The sequence below is a fragment of the Calidithermus roseus genome (assembly GCF_003574095.1).
GTDB classification, from domain to species: domain Bacteria; phylum Deinococcota; class Deinococci; order Deinococcales; family Thermaceae; genus Calidithermus; species Calidithermus roseus.
This window is the reverse complement of record NZ_QWLA01000008.1, coordinates 32498-50596: the sequence shown is the minus strand read 5'-3', so window position 1 is coordinate 50596 and position 18099 is coordinate 32498. Positions and strand designations below refer to the sequence as shown.

Below are 18099 nucleotides of genomic sequence, written 5' to 3'. Positions count from 1 at the left end.
CCGGGTTCCGCCGGTAGACTATGAAAGCGTGGGCAAGCCAAGACACATCGGCGACCTCCTGGGGCAGGCCCTCAAGCAGCACGGCCTCGAGTCCGGCTTCAAGCGTGGCGCGGCTTTGGCGCTGTGGCCCGAGATCGCCGGGGAAAACCTGAGCCAGCTCACCGAAGCCGAGCGGCTGGAAGACGGGGTGCTCTACGTGCGGGTCTGTGACTCGGTGGTGGGGCACCAGCTCACCTACATGCGCGAGGACTTCCTGCGGCGCTACAGGGAGAAATTGCCGGGGGTGGTGCTCGAGCTGCGTTTCAGCGTGGGCCGGCCCGGTAAGAAGAAAAAGAAGGCGCAGGCTTCCAATGAGCCCCTGCCGCCCTTATCCGGCGAAGAGGAGCAACGGCTGCGCTCGCTGGCCCAGCAACTGCCCGAGGCCTTGCAGGGGGCCGTTTACAGGGCAGCCAGGGCTGTCGTGCAGCGGCAAAAGGCCAGCCCGCACCCCCCTTGTGTCGTCTGCGGTTCGCCCAGCGCCGAAAACCCCTGCAAGGGCTGTCAGCGCTTGCTGAAGGACCCCCTGATCGAGAAGGAGGCTCGCCGCCTGGCCCGCCGCCCCCTGAACCCCCGCCTGGACGGGGATCTGCTGCTGGCAGCCCGCTACCTGGCCTCGCGCGAACTCGAGGCCCAGCTACGCGAGCTGCTGCCCCAGGTGGTGCGCGAGCCCCAACTCCTCTCCATGCTCCAGGACACCGCGCGACGCTTTTTGCAGCTCCAGACGGGTCAGAAGGATGTAACGGCTTACCGTCACCTGCTGCCTGAAACGCTACAATCGCTGCTCAAGGAAGTATGATCTAGGCATCCGCTGGGCCGCTCCTGGCACACCAGGAGCGTCGTCCCTCGAGCCCTCCCCCCGAGGGAGGGTGGCCCCGCACGGAGGAGCGATGTCTACCGAGATCAAACCCAAAAGCTACGGCGGCGAGACCAGGATGAAGGCCGGCCTGATCTGGTTCAACGGCCATATGGTGGCTCAGGAGGAGGCCAAGGTCAGCGTGCTGACCCACGCCCTGCACTACGGCACCAGCGTCTTCGAGGGCATCCGGGCCTACGAAACCCCCAAGGGGCCGGCGGTGTTCCGGCTGCCTGAGCACGTCGAGCGGCTGTTCCACTCGGCCAGGGTGATGATGATGGAGCTTCCCTTCACTCCCCAGCAGATCAGCGATGCGATCGTGCAGGTAGTGCGCGAGAACGGCTACAAGAGCTGCTACATCCGGCCTCTGGCCTGGATGGGCGCCGGTAGCTTGGGCGTCAACCCTCTGCCCAACAACCCCGCCGAGGTGATGGTGGCGGCCTGGGAGTGGGGCACCTACCTGGGCGAGGAGGCCGTGCGCAAGGGAGCCAGGTTGGTGACCTCGAGCTGGGCCCGCTTCCCCGCCAACGTCTTCCCCGGCAAGGCCAAGATCGGGGGGAACTACGTCAACAGCGCGCTGGCCCGCATCGAGGCCCAGCACGCCGGAGCCGACGAGGCCCTGCTGCTGGACAAGGAGGGCTACGTGGCCGAGGGCTCGGGGGAGAACATCTTCTTCTTCAAAGGCGGCACCCTCTACGCCATCGAGCACGGGGTCAACCTCATGGGCATCACCCGCGACTCGGTGATCACCATCGCCCGCGACCTGGGCTACGAGGTGCGCGAGGTGCGGGCTACGCGCGACCAGCTCTACATGGCCGACGAGGTGTTCATGGTGGGCACCGCTGCCGAGGTGACCCCCGTCTCCTACCTCGACCGCCGGCCCATCGGCAGCGGCACCGCTGGCGAACACACCATGCGCTTGCGTAAGGCTTACCTCGAGGTCGTCCAGGGTCACAACCCCAAATACGATGAGTGGCTGACCTACGTGGCTTGAAGAGTCAGCACGTCTAGCGGGTGGCCTGGAGGCTTCCAGGGGAAACGGCGTTAGGCAGGCGGGTGGCCTGGAGGATGCGCAGGCGCAGGGTGAGGGCCCTGGGGTCATAGGGTTGGGCCTCGAGCAGGATGCGGCTCAGCCGTGCGCTCTCCAGCGGGTTGCTTTCCAGCAGGGCGCAGGCTTGCTGGTAGAGCCTGGAGTACAGGCACTCGCGCACCTGGGCCAGCCCGCCGGGGAGGTCCTGGCGGTAAAGCCCGCGCCACAGGCTGCTGTGGCCGCTTTGCAGGAAGCGCTCGGCGTCGGAGGTGACCGCGCCCAGGGCGTAGCCCTGTGGGGTCTGGACCACCACCTCCGCGCCCAGGGCACTGCGGGTGCGGTCTACGAGGTCTTCCAGCAGCACCGGGGCCAGCGCTTCTTCGGTGTGCGGGTAAAGCGCCTGCTGCAACTCCTCGCGGCTGACCTCCAGCCGCCCCAGCAGGCGGGCCTCGAGCAGGTAGAGCAGCAATTCCTGCCGCTTGACGCCCGCGATGGACCTGCCCGACAACTGCACGGGGCCGAGCACCTCGAGACAGTGGGTCGCAGCCGGGCAGGGGGTGGCCCTGGCCTGGGCTGGTGGGCTCGCCAACTCGGGGAAGTAGCGCTCGAGCCGCTGTGCGACCCCGTTCAGCCCGAGCTGCTGGAGCTTATGCAGGCGCCGGCGGGCAGGCTCGAGCCCGCCCGTGAGGCGGTCGAGCTCTAAGCCCAGACGGTGCCGTGCCAAGGGGATGGTGGCGAGCTCGAGGGCCTTGTGCAGGGCTGCCTGCGCCGCCTTGAGCTGCCCGGCGCTGAGCAGAACCTGGCCCAGGGCGCTCTGGGCGTTCTGTCGCTCGTCGGGGGTCTGGGCCGCACCCAGGGCTTCGTGAGCCAGCGCCAGGGCCCGCGGGGCGTGGCCGGTCCAGGCTTCGGCCAGGGCGGCCTCGCTCAGGCACAGCGCCAGCGTCGGGGTGTGAGCCAGGGAACGGGCTAGGGCGAGGGCGGCTCGAGCGGCCCGCAGGGCCGGCAACCGTCCCTCGGGCAGCTCGCGTTCACGGTGCAGCCGACAGAGGAGGGCGCGGCACCGGGCCAGCAGGGGATGGGGGTCACCCCGCCGCAGCAGGTCGCGGGCGGCCTCGAGCGCTTCGTGGGCCTGGGGGTATTTCCCCAGTTCGATTTGCAGGGCCCCCAGGCGAATCTGGGCCTCGGCCACGGCCCGGCCCTGACCGAGGCGGCCCGCGACCTGCGCCGCCTGTTCGAGCAGCCCCTCGAGTTCACGGTAGTGCCCGGCCTGCTCGAGCCCTTCGGCCTGTCGCAGCAATTCCGCGTACTGCTGCCGCAGCCCGGCCAGCCGTAGGGCGGGTGTGGGCCTCCGGACGGCCTCCGGCGGGATCTCCTGGAGGTACTGCTGCTGCTGTGCGGGCGACAGGAGTTCCAGACAGGTCTCCTGGTAAAGCGGGTGGGTAAAGGCCGACCCTTCCAGCAGTCCCCAGGTCTCGAGGCTCTGCCGGGCGATGCGCAGGGCTTCGGGGGAGAGCCCGGCTACCCAGGCCCACAACTCGTCGTTGGGGGCTTTGCCCAGGCAGGCGCGGGCTCCCAGGGCCCGTTGCAGCATAGGCGTGCGCAGGGCCTGCCCGACCACCTGCCGTGCTAGGTCCGAAAGGGTGGTGGGGGAGCAGCCTGCCGGGGGTTCGCGCCAGCGCCAGAACCTGCCGCCATGCCAGAGGTATCCCTGGACCGTCAGATGTCGCCGGTATTCGCGCATGAACAGCGGGTTTCCGGCGCTTCGCAAGTAGATCCACTCCAGCGCCTCCGGGGGGAGGGGCTCGCCTACTTGGGCCTGGAGGAAATTCTGGCTCTCCTCCCAGCCCATTGGCTCGAGGCGGTGGTTCTCGAAGGGGGCGGGAAGGGGGGTCAGGCTGGTGACCAGCAGGGCCACACCCGGGGTGCGGCTGACCCGGCGGGCCAGGGCCAGCACCCCCTCCAAGTCCTCGGGCCAGGCCCGGTGGAGGTCCTCGAGGCCCAGCAGCACCGGAGCAAGATCCGTGCACCGAATGGACGATCCCCTTCGGGACGCCGCCGCCTCCGACGGCGGGAGGCCCGTGCACCGAAGCGCAGCCAGCCACTCGCCCAGGGCCTCGGCCCAGTCTTCGGGCTCGAGAGGTTCGCCCTGCTCCAGATGCTCGGCGCAGTGTCGCACCCACTGGGGCAGGTGCTGGGGGCGGGGGAGGGCGGTAGCCAGCGCGCCGGGCAGGGCGGCGGCTTCGACACAGAAGCTCTGACAGGGGATGGCTTGTCGCAGGGCCTGCAGAACATGGCTCTTGCCAATCCCGCGCTCGCCCCACAGGGCCAGGGCCAGGCCCCTGCGCCCGCTGGCGAGTCGCGCCAGCCGCCGAGTGAGGTCTGGTTGAAGGCCCATCGCTCTCCTCTAACGGCGGGACTCGCCAGCGAAGGTCAAAGCCAGCAGCGCCAGCAGAAACGCACCCACAATCCAAGCATCCATAAAATGCGCCCTCCAAATCTCGATCTCGAAATCCAGGGTAGCCGCAGGAGCGTTACGGCGACGTTACAGGCCAGGAGAAGCGCTGGAATTCATGGGGGAGCGGCTGGAGTGGTGGGGAGCCGCTTGACAAGGTATACCAAATCCTTTACCCTCTGCCTCGGGATGATCTTAAGTGCAAAAAAACCAGTTGCCGGGGGACTAGTCTCGAGCTAGTCCGCGCGACTGCGTATCCCGGCCCGCCCCACCGCGCGGGCCGAGTTTTTTTTCAGGCTTCGAGGGAACCATGAGCAATGGCCAAGCACAAAACCGGCGTATCGAGATCGTGGACACCACCTTCCGCGACGGCCAGCAGTCGCCGCTGTTGTTCGATACGGAAAAATACCGCTTCACCCTCGAGGAGAAGAAGCTGCTGCTGGCGGGATTGATCGAGCTAGGGGTCACGCACATCGAGTTCTTCTCGCCCGTGGTGGGCATGGCCGAAGAGCAGGACGTGCGAGAGCTCATCGCCTACGCCAAAACCCTCACCGAGCGGGAATTGCTCTTTCTGGCCCACTGCCGCTGCCACCCCGACGACATCCAGCGCTCGCTCGAGGTCGGCTGCAACGGGCTCAACCTCTACTTAGGCGTCTCCCCGCTGGCCCAGCAGCACAACGCCCAGAAGAGCCTGGAGGAGGCCGTCGCCCTGGCAAGCGAGGTGATCGGCAGCACCCGCGAGCGCCATCCTGGCCTCTACCTCCGCTTCAGCGCCGAGGACGCCTTCCGCACGCCCAAAGAGGACCTCTTCCGGCTCTACGACGCGGTGTATCCCTACGTGAACACCCTGGGCATGCCCGACACGGTGGGTATGGCCGAGCCGGAGGACGTGACGGCGCTGGTGTGCGCGCTGCGCGAGCGCTACCCCGAAGTGAGCCTCGAGTGCCACTTCCACAACGACCGGGGCCTGGCCCTGGCCAACGTCCTGGCCGCGGTGCGCTCGGGGGTGCGCTACGTGGACGCTTCCATCTGGGGGCTGGCCGAGCGCTCAGGGATACCCTCGGTGACGGGGGTTTTGTTCAACCTCTTCAAGCATCACCCCGAGCTGGCCCGGCAATACAACCTCAGCCAGTGCTATCCGCTCAACGTGCTGATGGCCTCGATCCTGGGCACCCTGGTGCCCTACACCGAACCGGTCTCCCTCACCAACCGCACCCACACCGCGGGGGTCCACCAGAAGGCCGTGCTCAACGAGAAGAAGGTCTACGAAGCCCACAACCTGCACGACTTCGGCGTGGACAAGAACCAGCTTTTGCTGGGGCCGCTGTCGGGCTGGAACCTGATCTACTACTATTTGAAGGAGGTCGAGGCGCTCGAGATCACCAAGGAGCAGGCCAAGGAGATCACCCAGGAGTTCAAGGGCCGCACCCACGAGATCGGGCGCAGCAAGAAGCCCGAAGAACTGCTGCTGGAGATCGCCACCGCCCGCGGCATCCGCAAGCACCCTATGCCCGAGGAAGTGCCCACGGCGAGGCTGGAGAACCTGGACTAGAGGGAATTATGTCAGAGGTCGTTGAACTCTTCTTCGCTGATCCGGGCATCCCTGAGGATTTTGCAAAAGGTGCCTTGGGACAGTTCGCCGCCGTGAAAGGGCCCTACGGTGATTCGCCCGTCTGGGCGCTGGTAGAGGCGGTGTCTACCTTTGGCGCTACGTTCAGTGGATCCGGTTCGGGCCACTTCTTCAGACCTAGGGCACCGGTTTGGCATTCTTCATGGCTTCCTCGGGGGAGTAACCCTACGAATACGCCCCGTGAACGGCGGGAAATTCCGCGAGCTACTTTTCAGGGTCTTCGTAGAGCAAAACCGTGTGCTGGTGCGTACCCTGATGATAGGAGGTCGAGATGGGCCTAACCCTAGCCGAAAAAATCCTTTCCCAGCGGGCCGGGCGCGAGGTACGGGCCGGTGAGCTGGTGGTGGTGGAGGTGGACCAGGTGATGGTGGTGGACTCCATCGCCGGGAGCTTCTTCAAGCGGCTCGAGCAGCTTGGGGCCACGCCCCGTTACCCCGAGAAGGTGGCCATCGTCATCGACCACGTGGCCCCGGCGGCCAACGTGGAGGTGGCCAAGGCCCAGAAGGAAATTCGGGAGTGGGGTAATCGCCACGGTTGCCGAGTCTTCGACGTGGGGCGCGGCATCTGCCACCAGGTGCTCATCGAGGAAGGTCTGGCCCTGCCCGGTGGGATCGTGCTGGGCTCGGACTCCCACTCCACGACCTACGGGGCGGTGGCCTGCTTCGGTAGCGGGATGGGCGCCACCGATATCGCGCTGGCGGCGGCCTCGGGCCGCACCTGGTTGCGGGTGCCCGAGAGCGTGAAGGTGACCTTCCGGGGCCGGCTGAACCCCGCGGTGAGCGCGAAGGACGCGGCGCTGGAGATGGTACGCCTCCTCACCGCCGACGGGGCGACGTACATGAGCGTGGAGATCCACCTCGAGGACGGCGCCGAGTCCCTCACCCGCAGCCAGCGCCTGACCCTGGCCAACCTCAGCGTGGAGGCCGGGGCCAAGTGCGGGCTGGTGGTGCCCAGCGGCGAGATCTTGGAACTCTACGACGTGCCCGGCTGGCTCTACCCCGACCCGGACGCGGCCTACGTGCGCGAGGTGGAGATCGACCTCTCGGCCCTAACCCCCCGCGTCTCGGTGCCCTTCTACGTGGACAACGTGCAAACGGTGGACTCGGTGATGGGCAAAAAGGTGGACCAAGTCTTCGTGGGCACCTGCACCAACGGGCGTCTCGACGACTTGCGCGAGGTGGCCGAGGTGTTGCGCGGGCGCAGGGTCGCGCCCGGCGTGCGGATGCTGGTGATCCCGGCCAGTTCGCAGGTGCTCGAGGAGGCCACTGCTGATGGCACGCTCCTCACCATCCTGCAGGCCGGGGCCACGCTGGGCACTCCCGGTTGCGGGCCCTGCATGGGCCGCCACCAGGGGGTGCTGGCGCCGGGCGAGGTCTGCGTCAGCACGTCCAACCGTAACTTCAAGGGCCGCATGGGTGCCGCCGACGCTGAGATCTACCTGGCTTCTCCGAGGGTGGCGGCGGCGAGCGCGGTGGCGGGGTTCATCACCACGCCGGAAGCCCTCGAGCAGGAGGTCTCTCATGTCTAGGGTCTGGAAATTCGGCGACTCCATCAACACCGACGACATCCTGCCGGGCAAGTACGCCCCCTTCATGGTGGGCGAGGACAGGTTCCACACCTACGCCTTCGCCCACCTCCGCCCCGAGTTTGCCCAGGGGTTCAGGCCGGGCGACATCCTGGTAGCGGGGCGAAACACGGGCCTGGGCTCGAGCCGCGAGTACGCCCCCGAAGCCCTGCGCAAGCTGGGCCTGCGGGCCATCATCGCCAAGAGCTACGCCCGCATCTTCTACCGCAACCTGGTCAACCTCGGCATCATGCCCTTCGAGGCCCCCGAGGTGGTGGACGCGCTGAACGATGGGGAGGAGGTGGAGCTGGAGTTCGAGCAGGGGGTGCTGCGCCGGGGGAGCGAGACCTTCCGCCTCACCCCGCCCCCCGCCTTCTTGCTCGAGGCCCTCAAGGAGGGGAGCATCCTCGAGTACTACCGCAAGCACGGTAGGTTTCCGGGTGAAGGCACGCCTTAAACTGGGAGGGCTTGGAGGCTTATATGGACGAGGTCGAAGTGGTATGTCCCGCTTGTCATGATCCGATCTACATCCCCGCCGAGGAGTACGACGAGCTCGTAGAAGGCGACGTGATGGAGTGCGAGAACTGTGGGGCCGAGTTCGAGTTCCTATCGCTCGACCCCCTGGAAGTGGTGGTGGTGGAAGGTGGGGAGGAGGCCTTCTTCGTGGACTGCCCCCGCTGCGAAACCCCCATCGAAGTCGAGGAGGAAGGCGAGCCTGTCACCTGCCCGGAATGCGGCTATACCTTTAGCCCCGACTGGTCGGAGATCGGCGAGGAAGAGGAAGTGTGAAGCTCATAGCTTATAGCCGATAGCCCATAGCCAAACTCAAAAGTAAAGCCTCGCTATGAGCTATCAGCCGTCAGCTATTAGCAATGCGATGAGGAGGAAAACCATGTCAGCCGAATGCATCGAATGCGGAAGCCCTATCGAACTGGACAACCCCGAGCTGGGTGAGCTGGTGGTGTGCGACACCTGCGGAGCCGAGCTGGAAGTCACGGGCCTAAACCCTCTCAAGCTGGAAGCCGCCCCCGAAGAGGCCGAGGACTGGGGAGAGTAAAGCAGGGTACGGGGTGTCGGGTGCAGGGTTGACGCAAAGGCCCTGCCCGACACCCTAAACCCATCCCCCTGAACCCTATGCTAGCCATCCTTTACGACCGTATCCGCCCCGACGAGGAAATGCTCTTCAAGGCGGCTGAAGCCCTGGGCATTCCTTTCAAGAAGATCTATGCCAAGCAGCTTCCCATGCGGCTGGGGGAGCGCCCGGAGGAACTCGAGGGCGTCACCACCGCCGTCGAGCGCCTGGTGAGCCAGAGCAAGGGCCTGGCCGTTAGCCGCTACCTGAGCTCGCTGGGCATCCCGGTGGTCAACCGGCCCGAGGTGATCGAGGTCTGCGGCGACAAGTGGGCCACGAGCTGTGCCCTGGCCGCCTGTGGCGTGCCCCAACCCAGGACCGCTCTGGCCACCGAGAGTGAAGAAGCCCTCAGGCTCATCGAGGAGATGGGCTACCCGGTGGTGATGAAGCCGGTGGTGGGGAGCTGGGGCCGCCTGCTGTCCAAGATCAACGACCGCGACGCCGCCGAGACCGTCTTGGAGCACAAGGAAGTCCTGGGCGGCTACCAGCACCAGCTTTACTACATCCAGGAGCTCGTGAACAAGCCGGGCCGCGACATTCGGGCCTTCGTGGTGGGCGACACCTGCATCGCGGCGATCTACCGCGCCAGCGAGCACTGGATCACCAACACCGCCCGCGGCGGCAAGGCTTCGAATTGCCCCCTCACGCCCGAACTCGCCGACACCGCCGTGCGGGCGGCTAAGGCGGTGGGCGGGGGCGTGGTCGCCATCGACCTCTTCGAGAGCGAGCGCGGGCTCTTGGTCAACGAGGTCAATCACACCATGGAGTACAAGAACTCCGTGAGCGTCACCGGCGTGGACATTCCGGGGAAGATCCTCGAGTACGCCTGGAGCCTGGGCAAGACGTGAAGCCCTGGAGGGCAATGTTTGACATTTGTTGACAGAAAATAAACCCTGGCGGATAATATATCCACAACTCCCCGGTGTAAGCCGGTTGGGCAGCTTGCGGGCTGCCCGTCTTTTATAATCACACCATGCCTGGTGATAGCATCGTGTACGTCGACGGCTTCAACCTCTACTATGGAGCTTTGAAAGGTAGCCCGTACAAGTGGCTCGACTTGGAAGCGTACTTCAAGCGGATTCGCCCGAATGACCGTATCCGGAGAATTCAATACTTTACGGCCAGGGTCAAGGGTAAAAGCGATCAGGCAGCGTATTTGTCTGCTCTATCAACCAGGCCCATAGTTCATACCGAGTTTGGACTTTTCAAAAGCAAGCGCATTCAATGCGGCGTTTCTTCTTGCTCCTATACAGGGGATCGCAGGTTCCCGGCTTTTGAGGAAAAGGGAACAGATGTGAACATCGCTTTGAGGATGCTTGATGACGCCTATCAACAAGCCTGTGACCAGTTGATCTTGGTGTCGGCGGATTCGGATTTGGTGCCCGCCTTGAAGCTGATACGCCAGAGGTTTCCCCAAATACGCATCGTCGTCTACCTGCCTTATCGGGATGTCGTTCTTCCTGACGGAAGCGTCAAGCACAATCCGCGAGGAGCAGCCAGGGAACTGCGTAGTGTGGCGCATCGATGCAAACAACTGCCACTGGCGGAATTAGGCAAGGCCCAATTCCCCGACCCTCTACCAGATGGCAAAGGTGGCTTTATCCAAAAACCATCCTCTTGGTAGCTGCATATGGCCTTTCAAGGCCGTGCCCGACTCTGCCCGGTGGCGATTCCCCCCGCGATGAGGTGGGCCGTGCGCAGGGGCTCGGGGATGTTGGAGTGCAGGGCGAAGCGCCGGATGGCCTGCTCGGCCTGCTCGAGGCTCAGCCCGGCCCGCTGGACGTACACCCCGGCCACCCTCTCGGGGATGCCCGCTCTCTCGATGAGGGCCCACTTGCGCTTTCCACCCGGCACTTTGCTGAGCAAGGTGTCCCGAATGGCCTCGAGGTCGGGCATACGGCGCGTGACCACCAGCACGGGGCGCTCCAGCAACTCGGCCAGCTGGTGGATGTCTACCACGTTAAACCCGGCCATGGCGATGCCTTGCAGGAAAACGAGCTGGAGGTTGGCGTTGAACTTCGACTGCTGCACCAGCCTTGCGATGGTCACGGTGCTGTTGAGGCCATCACGGCGGATTTCTCCCCGCAGGACGCCCTCGAGGCGCACCCCCGCATACACCGCCCCCACGATGGGCACGTTGCCCCGGTGGCGGCGCGAGAAGGGGAAGTCGTCGAAGCCTATGGCGTGGGAGAGCTTGGAGGGCTTCATGGCCAGTGCGTACCTCTCCACAATATCGGGTCTGGAGCAGTTGCCGCCTGGCTTACGCCCTCAGCGAAGAGCGGGCGGCGGGAGGCTTGGGGCAAAGACCCCTACGATGAGCGACGTACGATCCCAAAGCAAACCGCGATAGGATGAAGCCTGGCTGGATATACCACCTGGAGTTGTGATGAGCGAGAAGAAGACCGTTTCCATCGTCGGGGGCTCCGGCTACGCCGGGGGCGAGTTCTTGCGGCTGGCGCTGGGGCATCCCTACCTCGAGGTGGGGCAGGTCACCTCGAGGCGCTACATGGGCGACCCGGTGAGCCTGGTCCACCCCAACCTGCGGGGCCGCACCAACCTCAAGTTCGTCGATCCTGCGGCGCTCGAGCCCTGCGACGTGCTGGTGCTCTCGATGCCCCACGGTGTGGCGGCCAAGGAGTTCGAGAAGTATCGGGGCCTCGCGCCCATCATCCTCGACCTCTCCGCCGACTTCCGCCTGAAGAACCTCGAGCTCTACAAGAAGTACTACGGCGAGGACCATCCCCGCCCCGACCTAGTCGGGCAGTGGGTCTACGGCAACCCCGAACTGCACCGCGAGGCCCTGCGGGAGGCCAACTACATCGCCTGCTGCGGCTGCAACGCTACCGCCGTCCTGCTGGGGCTCTACCCCCTGATCAAGGAGGGGGTGCTGGCCCCCAAGCCCATCTTCGCCACCGTCATGATCTCCACCAGCGCCGCCGGGGCCGAGCCCAGCTTGGCTTCCCACCACCCCGAGCGCTCAGGTTCCATCCGGGCCTACAAGCCCACCGGGCACCGCCATACCGCCGAGATCCTGGAGAACCTCCCCGGCAGGCCCGAGTTCTACCTCAGCGCCATCGCCACCGACCGGGTGCGCGGTATCCTCATGACCGCTCAGACCTTCCTACAGGACGGTTGGAGCGAGCGCGACGTGTGGCAGGCTTACCGCACCGTCTACGGCTCCGAGCCCTTCATCCGCATGGTCAAACTCAGGAAGGGCATCCACCGCTACCCCGACCCTAACGTGGTGGAGGGCACCAACTACTGCGACATCGGCTTCGAGCTCGAGGAGGACACGGGCCGCCTGGTGATCATCAGCGCCATCGACAACCTCGTCAAGGGCACCGCCGGTCACGCCATCCAGTCGCTCAACGTGCGCATGGGCTGGCCGGAGACGGCGGGGCTGGAGTTCACCGGGCTGCACCCCTGAAAGCACCCCACGGAAAGCCTGTCATCATCGCCGACCCAGGATGAGGGTAAATCGGTGGAAGGGCACTTGGGGTAACATCTAGGCGGAGTTTATGGAACCGGTCAGGGTTACCGACTTTGCTAAGGCCAAGCAGCGCGGGCACAAGCTGAAAATGCTCACCGCCTACGACTACCCTACCGCGCAGATCCTCGACGCGGCGGGCGTCGATGCGATCTTGGTGGGGGACTCGCTGGGGATGGTGGTGCTGGGGTACGAGGACACCACGCGGGTCACCCTCGAGGACGTGCTGCACCACACCAAGGCCGTGGCGCGGGGCGCCAGGCGGGCGCTGGTGATCGCCGACATGCCCTTTTTGAGCTATCACCTGGGGGTGTACGAGAGCGTGCGTGCGGCGGGCCGCCTGGTACAGGAGGGCGGCTGCAAGGCGGTGAAGCTCGAAGGGGGGCTGGAGGTACTGGAGAGCGTGCGGGCCATCCGGGCGGCGGGGATTCCGGTGATGGGGCACCTGGGCTACACCCCCCAGTCGGTCCACGTCTTCGGGGGGCACCGCTCGCAGGGCCGGACCCTCGAGACCGCTCGCCGGATCGTGCAGGGCGCGTTGGCGCTGCAAGAAGCTGGGGTGTTCGCGCTGGTGCTGGAGTTGGTGCCCCACAGGCTCGCCACCTGGCTCAGCCGGCGGCTCGAGATCCCCACCATCGGGATCGGGTCGGGGCCGGGGTGCGACGGTCAGGTGCTGGTGACGCAGGACATGCTGGGGCTGTTCCCCGGCTTCAACCCCCGGCACGTGCGCAAGTACCAGGATCTGCACGGGCTGTGCTCCGAGGCGGTGCGGCAGTACGTCCACGACGTCGATGTGGGGGCTTTCCCCACCGAGCAGCACTCCTTCAGCCTGGACGAGGCCGTGCTCGAGGCCCTGGAGACGGAGGTCTAAATGCGCCTGGTCCGAACCATCCCCGAGCTGCGCGAGGCCCTGGCCAAGGAGCGTCAGGCCGGGAGCATCGGCCTGGTGCCCACGATGGGCTATCTGCACCAGGGCCACCTCTCGCTGGTGGAGGCTTCGCGCGCGCAGAACCGCTTCACGGTCATGAGCATCTTCGTCAACCCCACGCAGTTCGGCCCCAGCGAGGACTTCGCCCGCTACCCGCGCGACCTGGAGCGCGACTGTGCCATGGCCGAAGCCGCCGGGGTAGACCTCTTGTTCCACCCCGAGGCCGCCGAGATGTACCCTGCGGGCTACCGAAGCTACGTCACGGTGGAGGGCCTTTCCGAGCGGCTGTGTGGCCGCTTCCGTCCGGGGCACTTCCGGGGCGTGGCCACGGTGGTGAGCAAGCTGTTCCACCTGGTGCAGCCCCAGCGGGCCTACTTCGGGCAGAAGGACGCCCAGCAGGTCGCCGTGCTGCGCAAGATGGTGCGCGACCTCAACTTCGACCTCGAGATCGTCGTCTGCCCCACCGTGCGCGAGCCCGACGGGCTTGCCCTGAGTTCGCGCAACGTGTACCTCAGCCCCGCCGAGCGCCAGGCCGCTACGGTGCTCTCGCGGGCTTTGTTCTGGGCCAAAGACCGGGTACAGGAGGGCGAGCGCGAGGCCGCGGTGCTGCTGGCCGGGATGCGACGGATGCTCGAGGCCGAGCCTTTGTGCCGCCTCGAATACCTCGAGATCGTCGATGCCGAGAACCTCGAGCCCCTCACCCACCTCGGCGGTGACGTGCTCATCGCCCTGGCGGCCCATTTCGGCAAGACCCGGCTGATCGATAACGTGCTACTCGAGGGAGTATGAGTGTGAGGGGGTCCTATGCTGCTGGCAATTGACATCGGCAACACCAACATCACGCTGGGCCTGTACCAGGGCGAGGAACTGGGGCCGCGCTGGCGCATCGCCACCGATCCCCAGCGGATGCCCGACGAGTACGGCATCAGCATAGTCAACCTGCTTTCCTTCAGCGGCTACTCGCCCGCCCAGGTGGACGCCGTGGTCATGGCCTCGGTGGTGCCGCCGCTGACGGGGACGCTGGTCCAGGCCGTGCAGAGCTACCTGGGGCAGAAGCCTTTGGTGGTGGACTCGAGCGTCCAGACCGGGGTGCGGGTGCGCTACGACGACCCCTCGCAAGTAGGCGCCGACCGCATCGTCGATGCCGCCGCGGTGCACAAGCTCTACGGCGGCCCGGCCTGCGTGGTGGACTTTGGCACCGCCACCACCTTCGACGCCATCACCGTCGAAGGGGATTACCTGGGAGGAGCCATCGCACCGGGGATCGGGATCGCTTCCGAAGCCCTGTTCCAGCGGGCCGCCAAGCTGCCCAAGGTCGAGTTGCAACGCCCCCCCGCGGCCATCGGGCGCAACACCGTGCACTCGATGCAGTCGGGGCTCCTGTTCGGCTACGTGGGCCTGGTCGAGGGCATGGTGGCCCGCTTCCGCGCCGAGCTCGGCCCGCAGATGAAGGTCATCGGGACCGGCGGCCTGGCGGAGCTCATCGCGCGGGAAACGCCGGTCATCGAGATCATCGCCCCCTGGCTGACCCTCGACGGTCTGCGCATCATCTGGGAGCTCAACCGGTGAACCCCCTGCAGGGCAAGCGCATCGTGCTGGGTGTCAGCGGCTCCGTCGCCGCCTACAAAGCCGCCGACCTTGCCAGCAAGCTCACCCAGGCCGGAGCCCTGGTGGACGTGATCCTGAGCGACGGGGCCGAGCGCTTCGTCACGGCGCTCTCCTTCGCCTCCCTCACCGGGCGCAAGGCCCACACCAGCCTGTGGGACAGCGACGCCCACGTGGTCCACGTCGGCCTGGGCGAGGGTGCCGACTTGCTGGTGATCGCCCCCTGCACCGCCAACACCCTGGCCAAACTGGCCACGGGTCAGGCCGACAACCTGCTCACCCTGACCGCGCTGGCCGCGCGCTGTCCCGTGCTGGTGGCCCCTGCCATGGACGGCGGCATGTTCGAGCACCCCGCCACCCAGGCCAACCTCCAGACCCTGCGTCAGCGGGGCGTGCAGATCCTGGGCCCAGCCCAGGGCCGCATGGCTTCGGGCCTGACGGGGCTGGGGCGGATGCTCGAGCCGGGCGAAATCCTGGGGCACGTCCGCCTGGCCTCGAGCCGAAACGGCCCCCTGGCCGGAAAGCACGTGGTGGTGAGTGCGGGCGGCACCCAAGAACCCCTCGACCCCGTGCGCTACCTCAGCAACCGCTCCTCGGGCAAGCAGGGCTTCGCCTTGGCCCAGGCCGCGCTGGATCTGGGAGCCAGGGTCAGCCTGGTGGTGGGGGCCACTGCCGCCCCTCTGAGCACCCCCACCGGGGCCGAGCGCACCGACATAGAGACCGCCGCCCAGATGGCCGAGGCCGTCCTGGAGCTCTCGCGCGTGGCCGACGTGCTGATCATGGCCGCCGCGGTGGCCGACTTCCGTCCCCGCCAGGTCCAGGCCCACAAGATCAAGAAGGGCGCTTTGCCCCGCATCGAACTCGAGCACACCCAGGACATCCTGCTGGCCGTGGCCGAGCAGCGCCGGCGGGTGGGCCGACCAGCGGTGGTGGTGGGTTTCGCCGCCGAGAGCGAGAAGCTGTTGGAAAACGCCCAGGACAAGCTCGAGCGCAAGGGCCTCTCCATGATCGTCGCCAACGACATCAGCGCTCGTGACGCCGGTTTTGCCGTGGACACCAACCGCGTCAGCTTGCTCTTACCCGGTGGGGTGGTCGAGCACCTGCCGCTCATGACGAAGAGCGAGGTCGCGGAAGCGGTCCTGGCACGGGTGGTCGGACTCCTCGCAGAAGTCGCTGGCAGCTAAGAACGGCTCGTGGCGCTTGGCGTACGACGTAGGACGTATGACCCGCATCCGGCTATGGGCCATCGACATCCCCCTCCCCCGCCCAGTGGTTGAGCGGCCCGATGCCCTGCCCGATGCCTGGGGCCGTTTCGATGGCCTGGCTCACGAAGCGCTTGGCTCGAGCGACCGCTTCGTGCAGGGGAATTCCCCTCGCCAGCAGGGCGGTGATTGCAGCCGAGAGGGTGCAGCCGGTCCCGTGGGTATGGGCCGAGGGGATTTTCCGCGCGGGGAAGAGGTACAGCGCGTGGCCGTCCCACAGCACGTCGGTGGCCTCCTCCCCGGCCAGGTGACCGCCCTTGAGCAGCACGGCCCGTGCTCCCAGGCTCCCCAACTGCCGGGCGGCTTCGCGGGCGTCGGCCAGGTCGCGTATGGGCTGACCCAGCAGGGCCTGGGCCTCGAGCAGGTTGGGGGTCAGCAGCGTGGCGAGGGGGAGTAGGCAGGACCGCAGGGCCTCGAGGGCGGGGGAGGGCAGCAATTCCTGCCCGCTCTTCGAGAGGAGGACGGGGTCTACGACCAGCGGCAGGGCGGCCTGGGCGAGCACGGGGGCGATGGCCTCGAGGATGGCGGTGTTGCCCAGGGCCCCGGTCTTGAGGGCGTGGGCTCCGGGGTCGTACAGCACGGCTTTTAGCTGGCGTGCGACCAGGGTGGCTTCCAGGGGCACGACCTCGCGCACCCCCAGGGTGTTCTGCACGGTCAGCACGCTGACCACGCTCATGCCGTAGACCCCGAAGCGGTGGAAGGTCTTGAGGTCGGCCTGGAGGCCGGCCCCACCGCTGGGGTCGCTACCGGCGATGGTGAGGGCGATGGGAACGGGCACCGGGGCCTCCGGGGGTTCAGGCGGGCTCGAGGTCGCTCACGCGGGCCCTGCCGCGCAGCACGGCCTCGACTAGGTTCATCGGGCAGAAGGGGCCGCACATGCTGCAGGCCTTGGTCCGGGTGGCGCGGGCTTCGTAGAGCCTGCGGGCCTCCTCGGGGAAGAGGCACAGCTCGAACTGGCGTTCCCAGTCGAGGGCGTAGCGGGCCTGGCTCATCTGGCGGTTGCGGAGGAGGGCGGCGGGGTGGCCTCGAGCCACGTCGGCGACGTGGGCGGCGAGCTTGAAGGCGATCACGCCCTCGCGCACGTGCTCGACGGTGGGCAGCGCCAGGTGCTCGGCTGGGGTGAGGTAGCACAGCATGTCGGCCCCGTGCCAGCCCGCGACCGCCCCCCCGATGGCCCCCGCTATGTGGTCGAACCCCGCTGCCGTGTCGATGGGGAGCATTCCCAGGATGTAGAAGGGCGCGTGGTCGGTGAGTTTCTTCTGCAACTGCACGTTGGCCTGGATCTCGTTCAGGGGGATATGCCCCGGCCCCTCGACCATAGCCTGCACCCCGGCCCGGCGCGCGCGCTCGACCAGCTCACCCACCAGCAGCAGTTCCTGGACCTGGGCGCGGTCGGTCGCGTCGGCCAGGCAGCCCGGGCGCAGCCCGTCGCCCAGCGAAAGGGTCATGTCGTAGCTGCGGGCGATCTCGAGCACGTCGTCGAAGCGTTCCCACAGCGGGTTTTCCTGCTCGTTGCGCAGCATCCAGGCCGCCAGCATCCCGCCCCCCCGCGAGACGATGCCGGTGACCCTCGAGCCGTTGCGGTAGCGGCGCAGGCTTTCCTGGGTCACCCCCGCGTGCACGGTGATGTAGTCGACCCCCGAGCGGCCATGCCGCTCGATGACCTCCAGCAACTCGTCGGCGGTCATGTCGAAGACGCTCTTGCGCCGGGCGGCCTGGAATTCGGCCTCGTAGATGGGCACGGTGCCCAGCGGGACGGTGCTGGCTTCCAACGTCATTTCGCGGATGCGCTCCAGGTCGCCCCCGGTGGAGAGGTCCATCACGGTGTCCGCACCCGCCTCGATGGCCGTCCGGACCTTCTGCACCTCCTGCTCAGGGTCGGCGAAGTCGTAGGAGGTGCCCAGGTTGGCGTTGACCTTCACCCGCATCCCCTCGCCGATGGCGGTGAAGTGGGTGAGGGTGCGGTGGTTGGGGTTGGCGGGGATGACCACCCGCCCTGCGGCTACCTGCTCCCGTACGAACTGGGGCTCGAGCCCTTCACAGTGGGCCACGTAGGCCATGGCTTCGGTGACGATGCCCTTGCGGGCGGCTTCAAGCTGGGTCATGTCGGCTCCTTC

General features: G+C 66.8%; 19 protein-coding genes. 14 read left to right on the top strand and 5 right to left on the bottom strand.

From position 1 onward, the window contains the following. Positions 1-28: 28 nt before the first annotated feature. Both Mrose_RS03685 and Mrose_RS03680 read left to right on the top strand, forming a co-directional pair. A complete protein-coding gene (locus Mrose_RS03685) occupies positions 29-835 on the top strand; it encodes a DciA family protein (protein ID WP_182482659.1) in 807 nt (268 codons plus the stop codon). A gap of 91 nt (positions 836-926) precedes the next feature. Beyond that, positions 927-1886: a branched-chain amino acid transaminase gene (locus tag Mrose_RS03680; RefSeq protein WP_119276079.1), complete on the top strand. Its 960-nt coding sequence runs from the start codon at positions 927-929 to the stop codon at positions 1884-1886. Positions 1887-1899: 13 nt separating this feature from the next. Here Mrose_RS03680 and Mrose_RS03675 read toward each other — a convergent pair whose 3' ends face one another. Further along, positions 1900-4317 (bottom strand): AAA family ATPase, encoded by a 2418-nt coding sequence (locus Mrose_RS03675; protein ID WP_119276078.1) that lies wholly within the window; start codon positions 4315-4317, stop codon positions 1900-1902. 367 nt (positions 4318-4684) lie between these two features. Here Mrose_RS03675 and Mrose_RS03670 point away from each other — a divergent pair, with 367 nt between their 5' ends. Further along, positions 4685-5926 (top strand): LeuA family protein, encoded by a 1242-nt coding sequence (locus Mrose_RS03670; RefSeq protein ID WP_119276077.1) that lies wholly within the window; start codon positions 4685-4687, stop codon positions 5924-5926. 11 nt (positions 5927-5937) lie between these two features. Here Mrose_RS03670 and Mrose_RS03665 read toward each other — a convergent pair whose 3' ends face one another. Next, a complete protein-coding gene (locus Mrose_RS03665; protein ID WP_119276076.1) occupies positions 5938-6141 on the bottom strand; it encodes a type II toxin-antitoxin system HicA family toxin in 204 nt (67 codons plus the stop codon). Between the two features lie 134 nt (positions 6142-6275). Between Mrose_RS03665 and Mrose_RS03660 the strand changes: the two genes are divergently transcribed. From Mrose_RS03660 to Mrose_RS03635, 6 genes are all read left to right on the top strand, one after another. Beyond that, positions 6276-7532 (top strand): 3-isopropylmalate dehydratase large subunit, encoded by a 1257-nt coding sequence (locus Mrose_RS03660; RefSeq protein ID WP_119276075.1) that lies wholly within the window; start codon positions 6276-6278, stop codon positions 7530-7532. Continuing rightward, complete coding sequence (locus Mrose_RS03655; RefSeq protein ID WP_119276074.1) at positions 7525-8025, top strand: LeuD/DmdB family oxidoreductase small subunit; 501 nt, start codon at positions 7525-7527, stop codon at positions 8023-8025. Before Mrose_RS03660 ends, Mrose_RS03655 begins: the two co-directional genes overlap by 8 nt. Positions 8026-8048: 23 nt before the next feature. Continuing rightward, positions 8049-8357 (top strand): paraquat-inducible protein A, encoded by a 309-nt coding sequence (locus Mrose_RS03650; RefSeq protein ID WP_119276073.1) that lies wholly within the window; start codon positions 8049-8051, stop codon positions 8355-8357. Positions 8358-8460: 103 nt separating this feature from the next. Then, on the top strand, positions 8461-8625 hold the full coding sequence (lysW, locus tag Mrose_RS03645) for a lysine biosynthesis protein LysW (RefSeq protein ID WP_018467475.1): 165 nt from the start codon (positions 8461-8463) through the stop codon (positions 8623-8625). A gap of 77 nt (positions 8626-8702) precedes the next feature. Beyond that, positions 8703-9548, top strand: coding sequence for a lysine biosynthesis protein LysX (gene lysX, locus Mrose_RS03640; protein ID WP_119276072.1), 846 nt, complete (start codon positions 8703-8705; stop codon positions 9546-9548). Positions 9549-9673: 125 nt separating this feature from the next. Next, a complete protein-coding gene (locus tag Mrose_RS03635) occupies positions 9674-10324 on the top strand; it encodes an NYN domain-containing protein (protein WP_119276071.1) in 651 nt (216 codons plus the stop codon). Positions 10325-10338: 14 nt separating this feature from the next. Here the strand turns inward: Mrose_RS03635 and Mrose_RS03630 are convergent, their stop codons facing one another. Continuing rightward, entirely contained in the window at positions 10339-10908 is a 570-nt protein-coding gene (locus tag Mrose_RS03630) for an endonuclease dU (RefSeq protein ID WP_119276070.1), read from the bottom strand. A 178-nt stretch (positions 10909-11086) separates the two neighbouring features. Here Mrose_RS03630 and argC point away from each other — a divergent pair, with 178 nt between their 5' ends. From argC to coaBC, 5 genes are all read left to right on the top strand, one after another. Next, entirely contained in the window at positions 11087-12127 is a 1041-nt protein-coding gene (gene argC, locus Mrose_RS03625) for an N-acetyl-gamma-glutamyl-phosphate reductase (protein WP_119276069.1), read from the top strand. 91 nt (positions 12128-12218) lie between these two features. Beyond that, positions 12219-13058, top strand: a complete 840-nt coding sequence (gene panB / locus Mrose_RS03620) for a 3-methyl-2-oxobutanoate hydroxymethyltransferase (RefSeq protein ID WP_119276068.1) — start codon at positions 12219-12221, stop codon at positions 13056-13058. Next, complete coding sequence (gene panC / locus Mrose_RS03615) at positions 13059-13904, top strand: pantoate--beta-alanine ligase (RefSeq protein WP_119276067.1); 846 nt, start codon at positions 13059-13061, stop codon at positions 13902-13904. It abuts the gene before it with no gap. A gap of 15 nt (positions 13905-13919) precedes the next feature. Then, on the top strand, positions 13920-14684 hold the full coding sequence (locus Mrose_RS03610) for a type III pantothenate kinase (protein WP_119276066.1): 765 nt from the start codon (positions 13920-13922) through the stop codon (positions 14682-14684). Further along, a complete protein-coding gene (gene coaBC, locus Mrose_RS03605) occupies positions 14681-15904 on the top strand; it encodes a bifunctional phosphopantothenoylcysteine decarboxylase/phosphopantothenate--cysteine ligase CoaBC (protein WP_119276065.1) in 1224 nt (407 codons plus the stop codon). Before Mrose_RS03610 ends, coaBC begins: the two co-directional genes overlap by 4 nt. Before the next feature lie 52 nt (positions 15905-15956). Here the strand turns inward: coaBC and thiD are convergent, their stop codons facing one another. Beyond that, positions 15957-16760 carry a bifunctional hydroxymethylpyrimidine kinase/phosphomethylpyrimidine kinase gene (gene thiD, locus Mrose_RS03600; protein ID WP_119276064.1) on the bottom strand — a complete coding sequence of 268 codons (804 nt, stop codon included), beginning with the start codon at positions 16758-16760 and terminating at the stop codon, positions 15957-15959. A 16-nt stretch (positions 16761-16776) separates the two neighbouring features. After that, positions 16777-18087, bottom strand: coding sequence for a phosphomethylpyrimidine synthase ThiC (gene thiC, locus Mrose_RS03595; RefSeq protein ID WP_119276063.1), 1311 nt, complete (start codon positions 18085-18087; stop codon positions 16777-16779). Between the last annotated feature and the right edge of the window lie 12 nt (positions 18088-18099).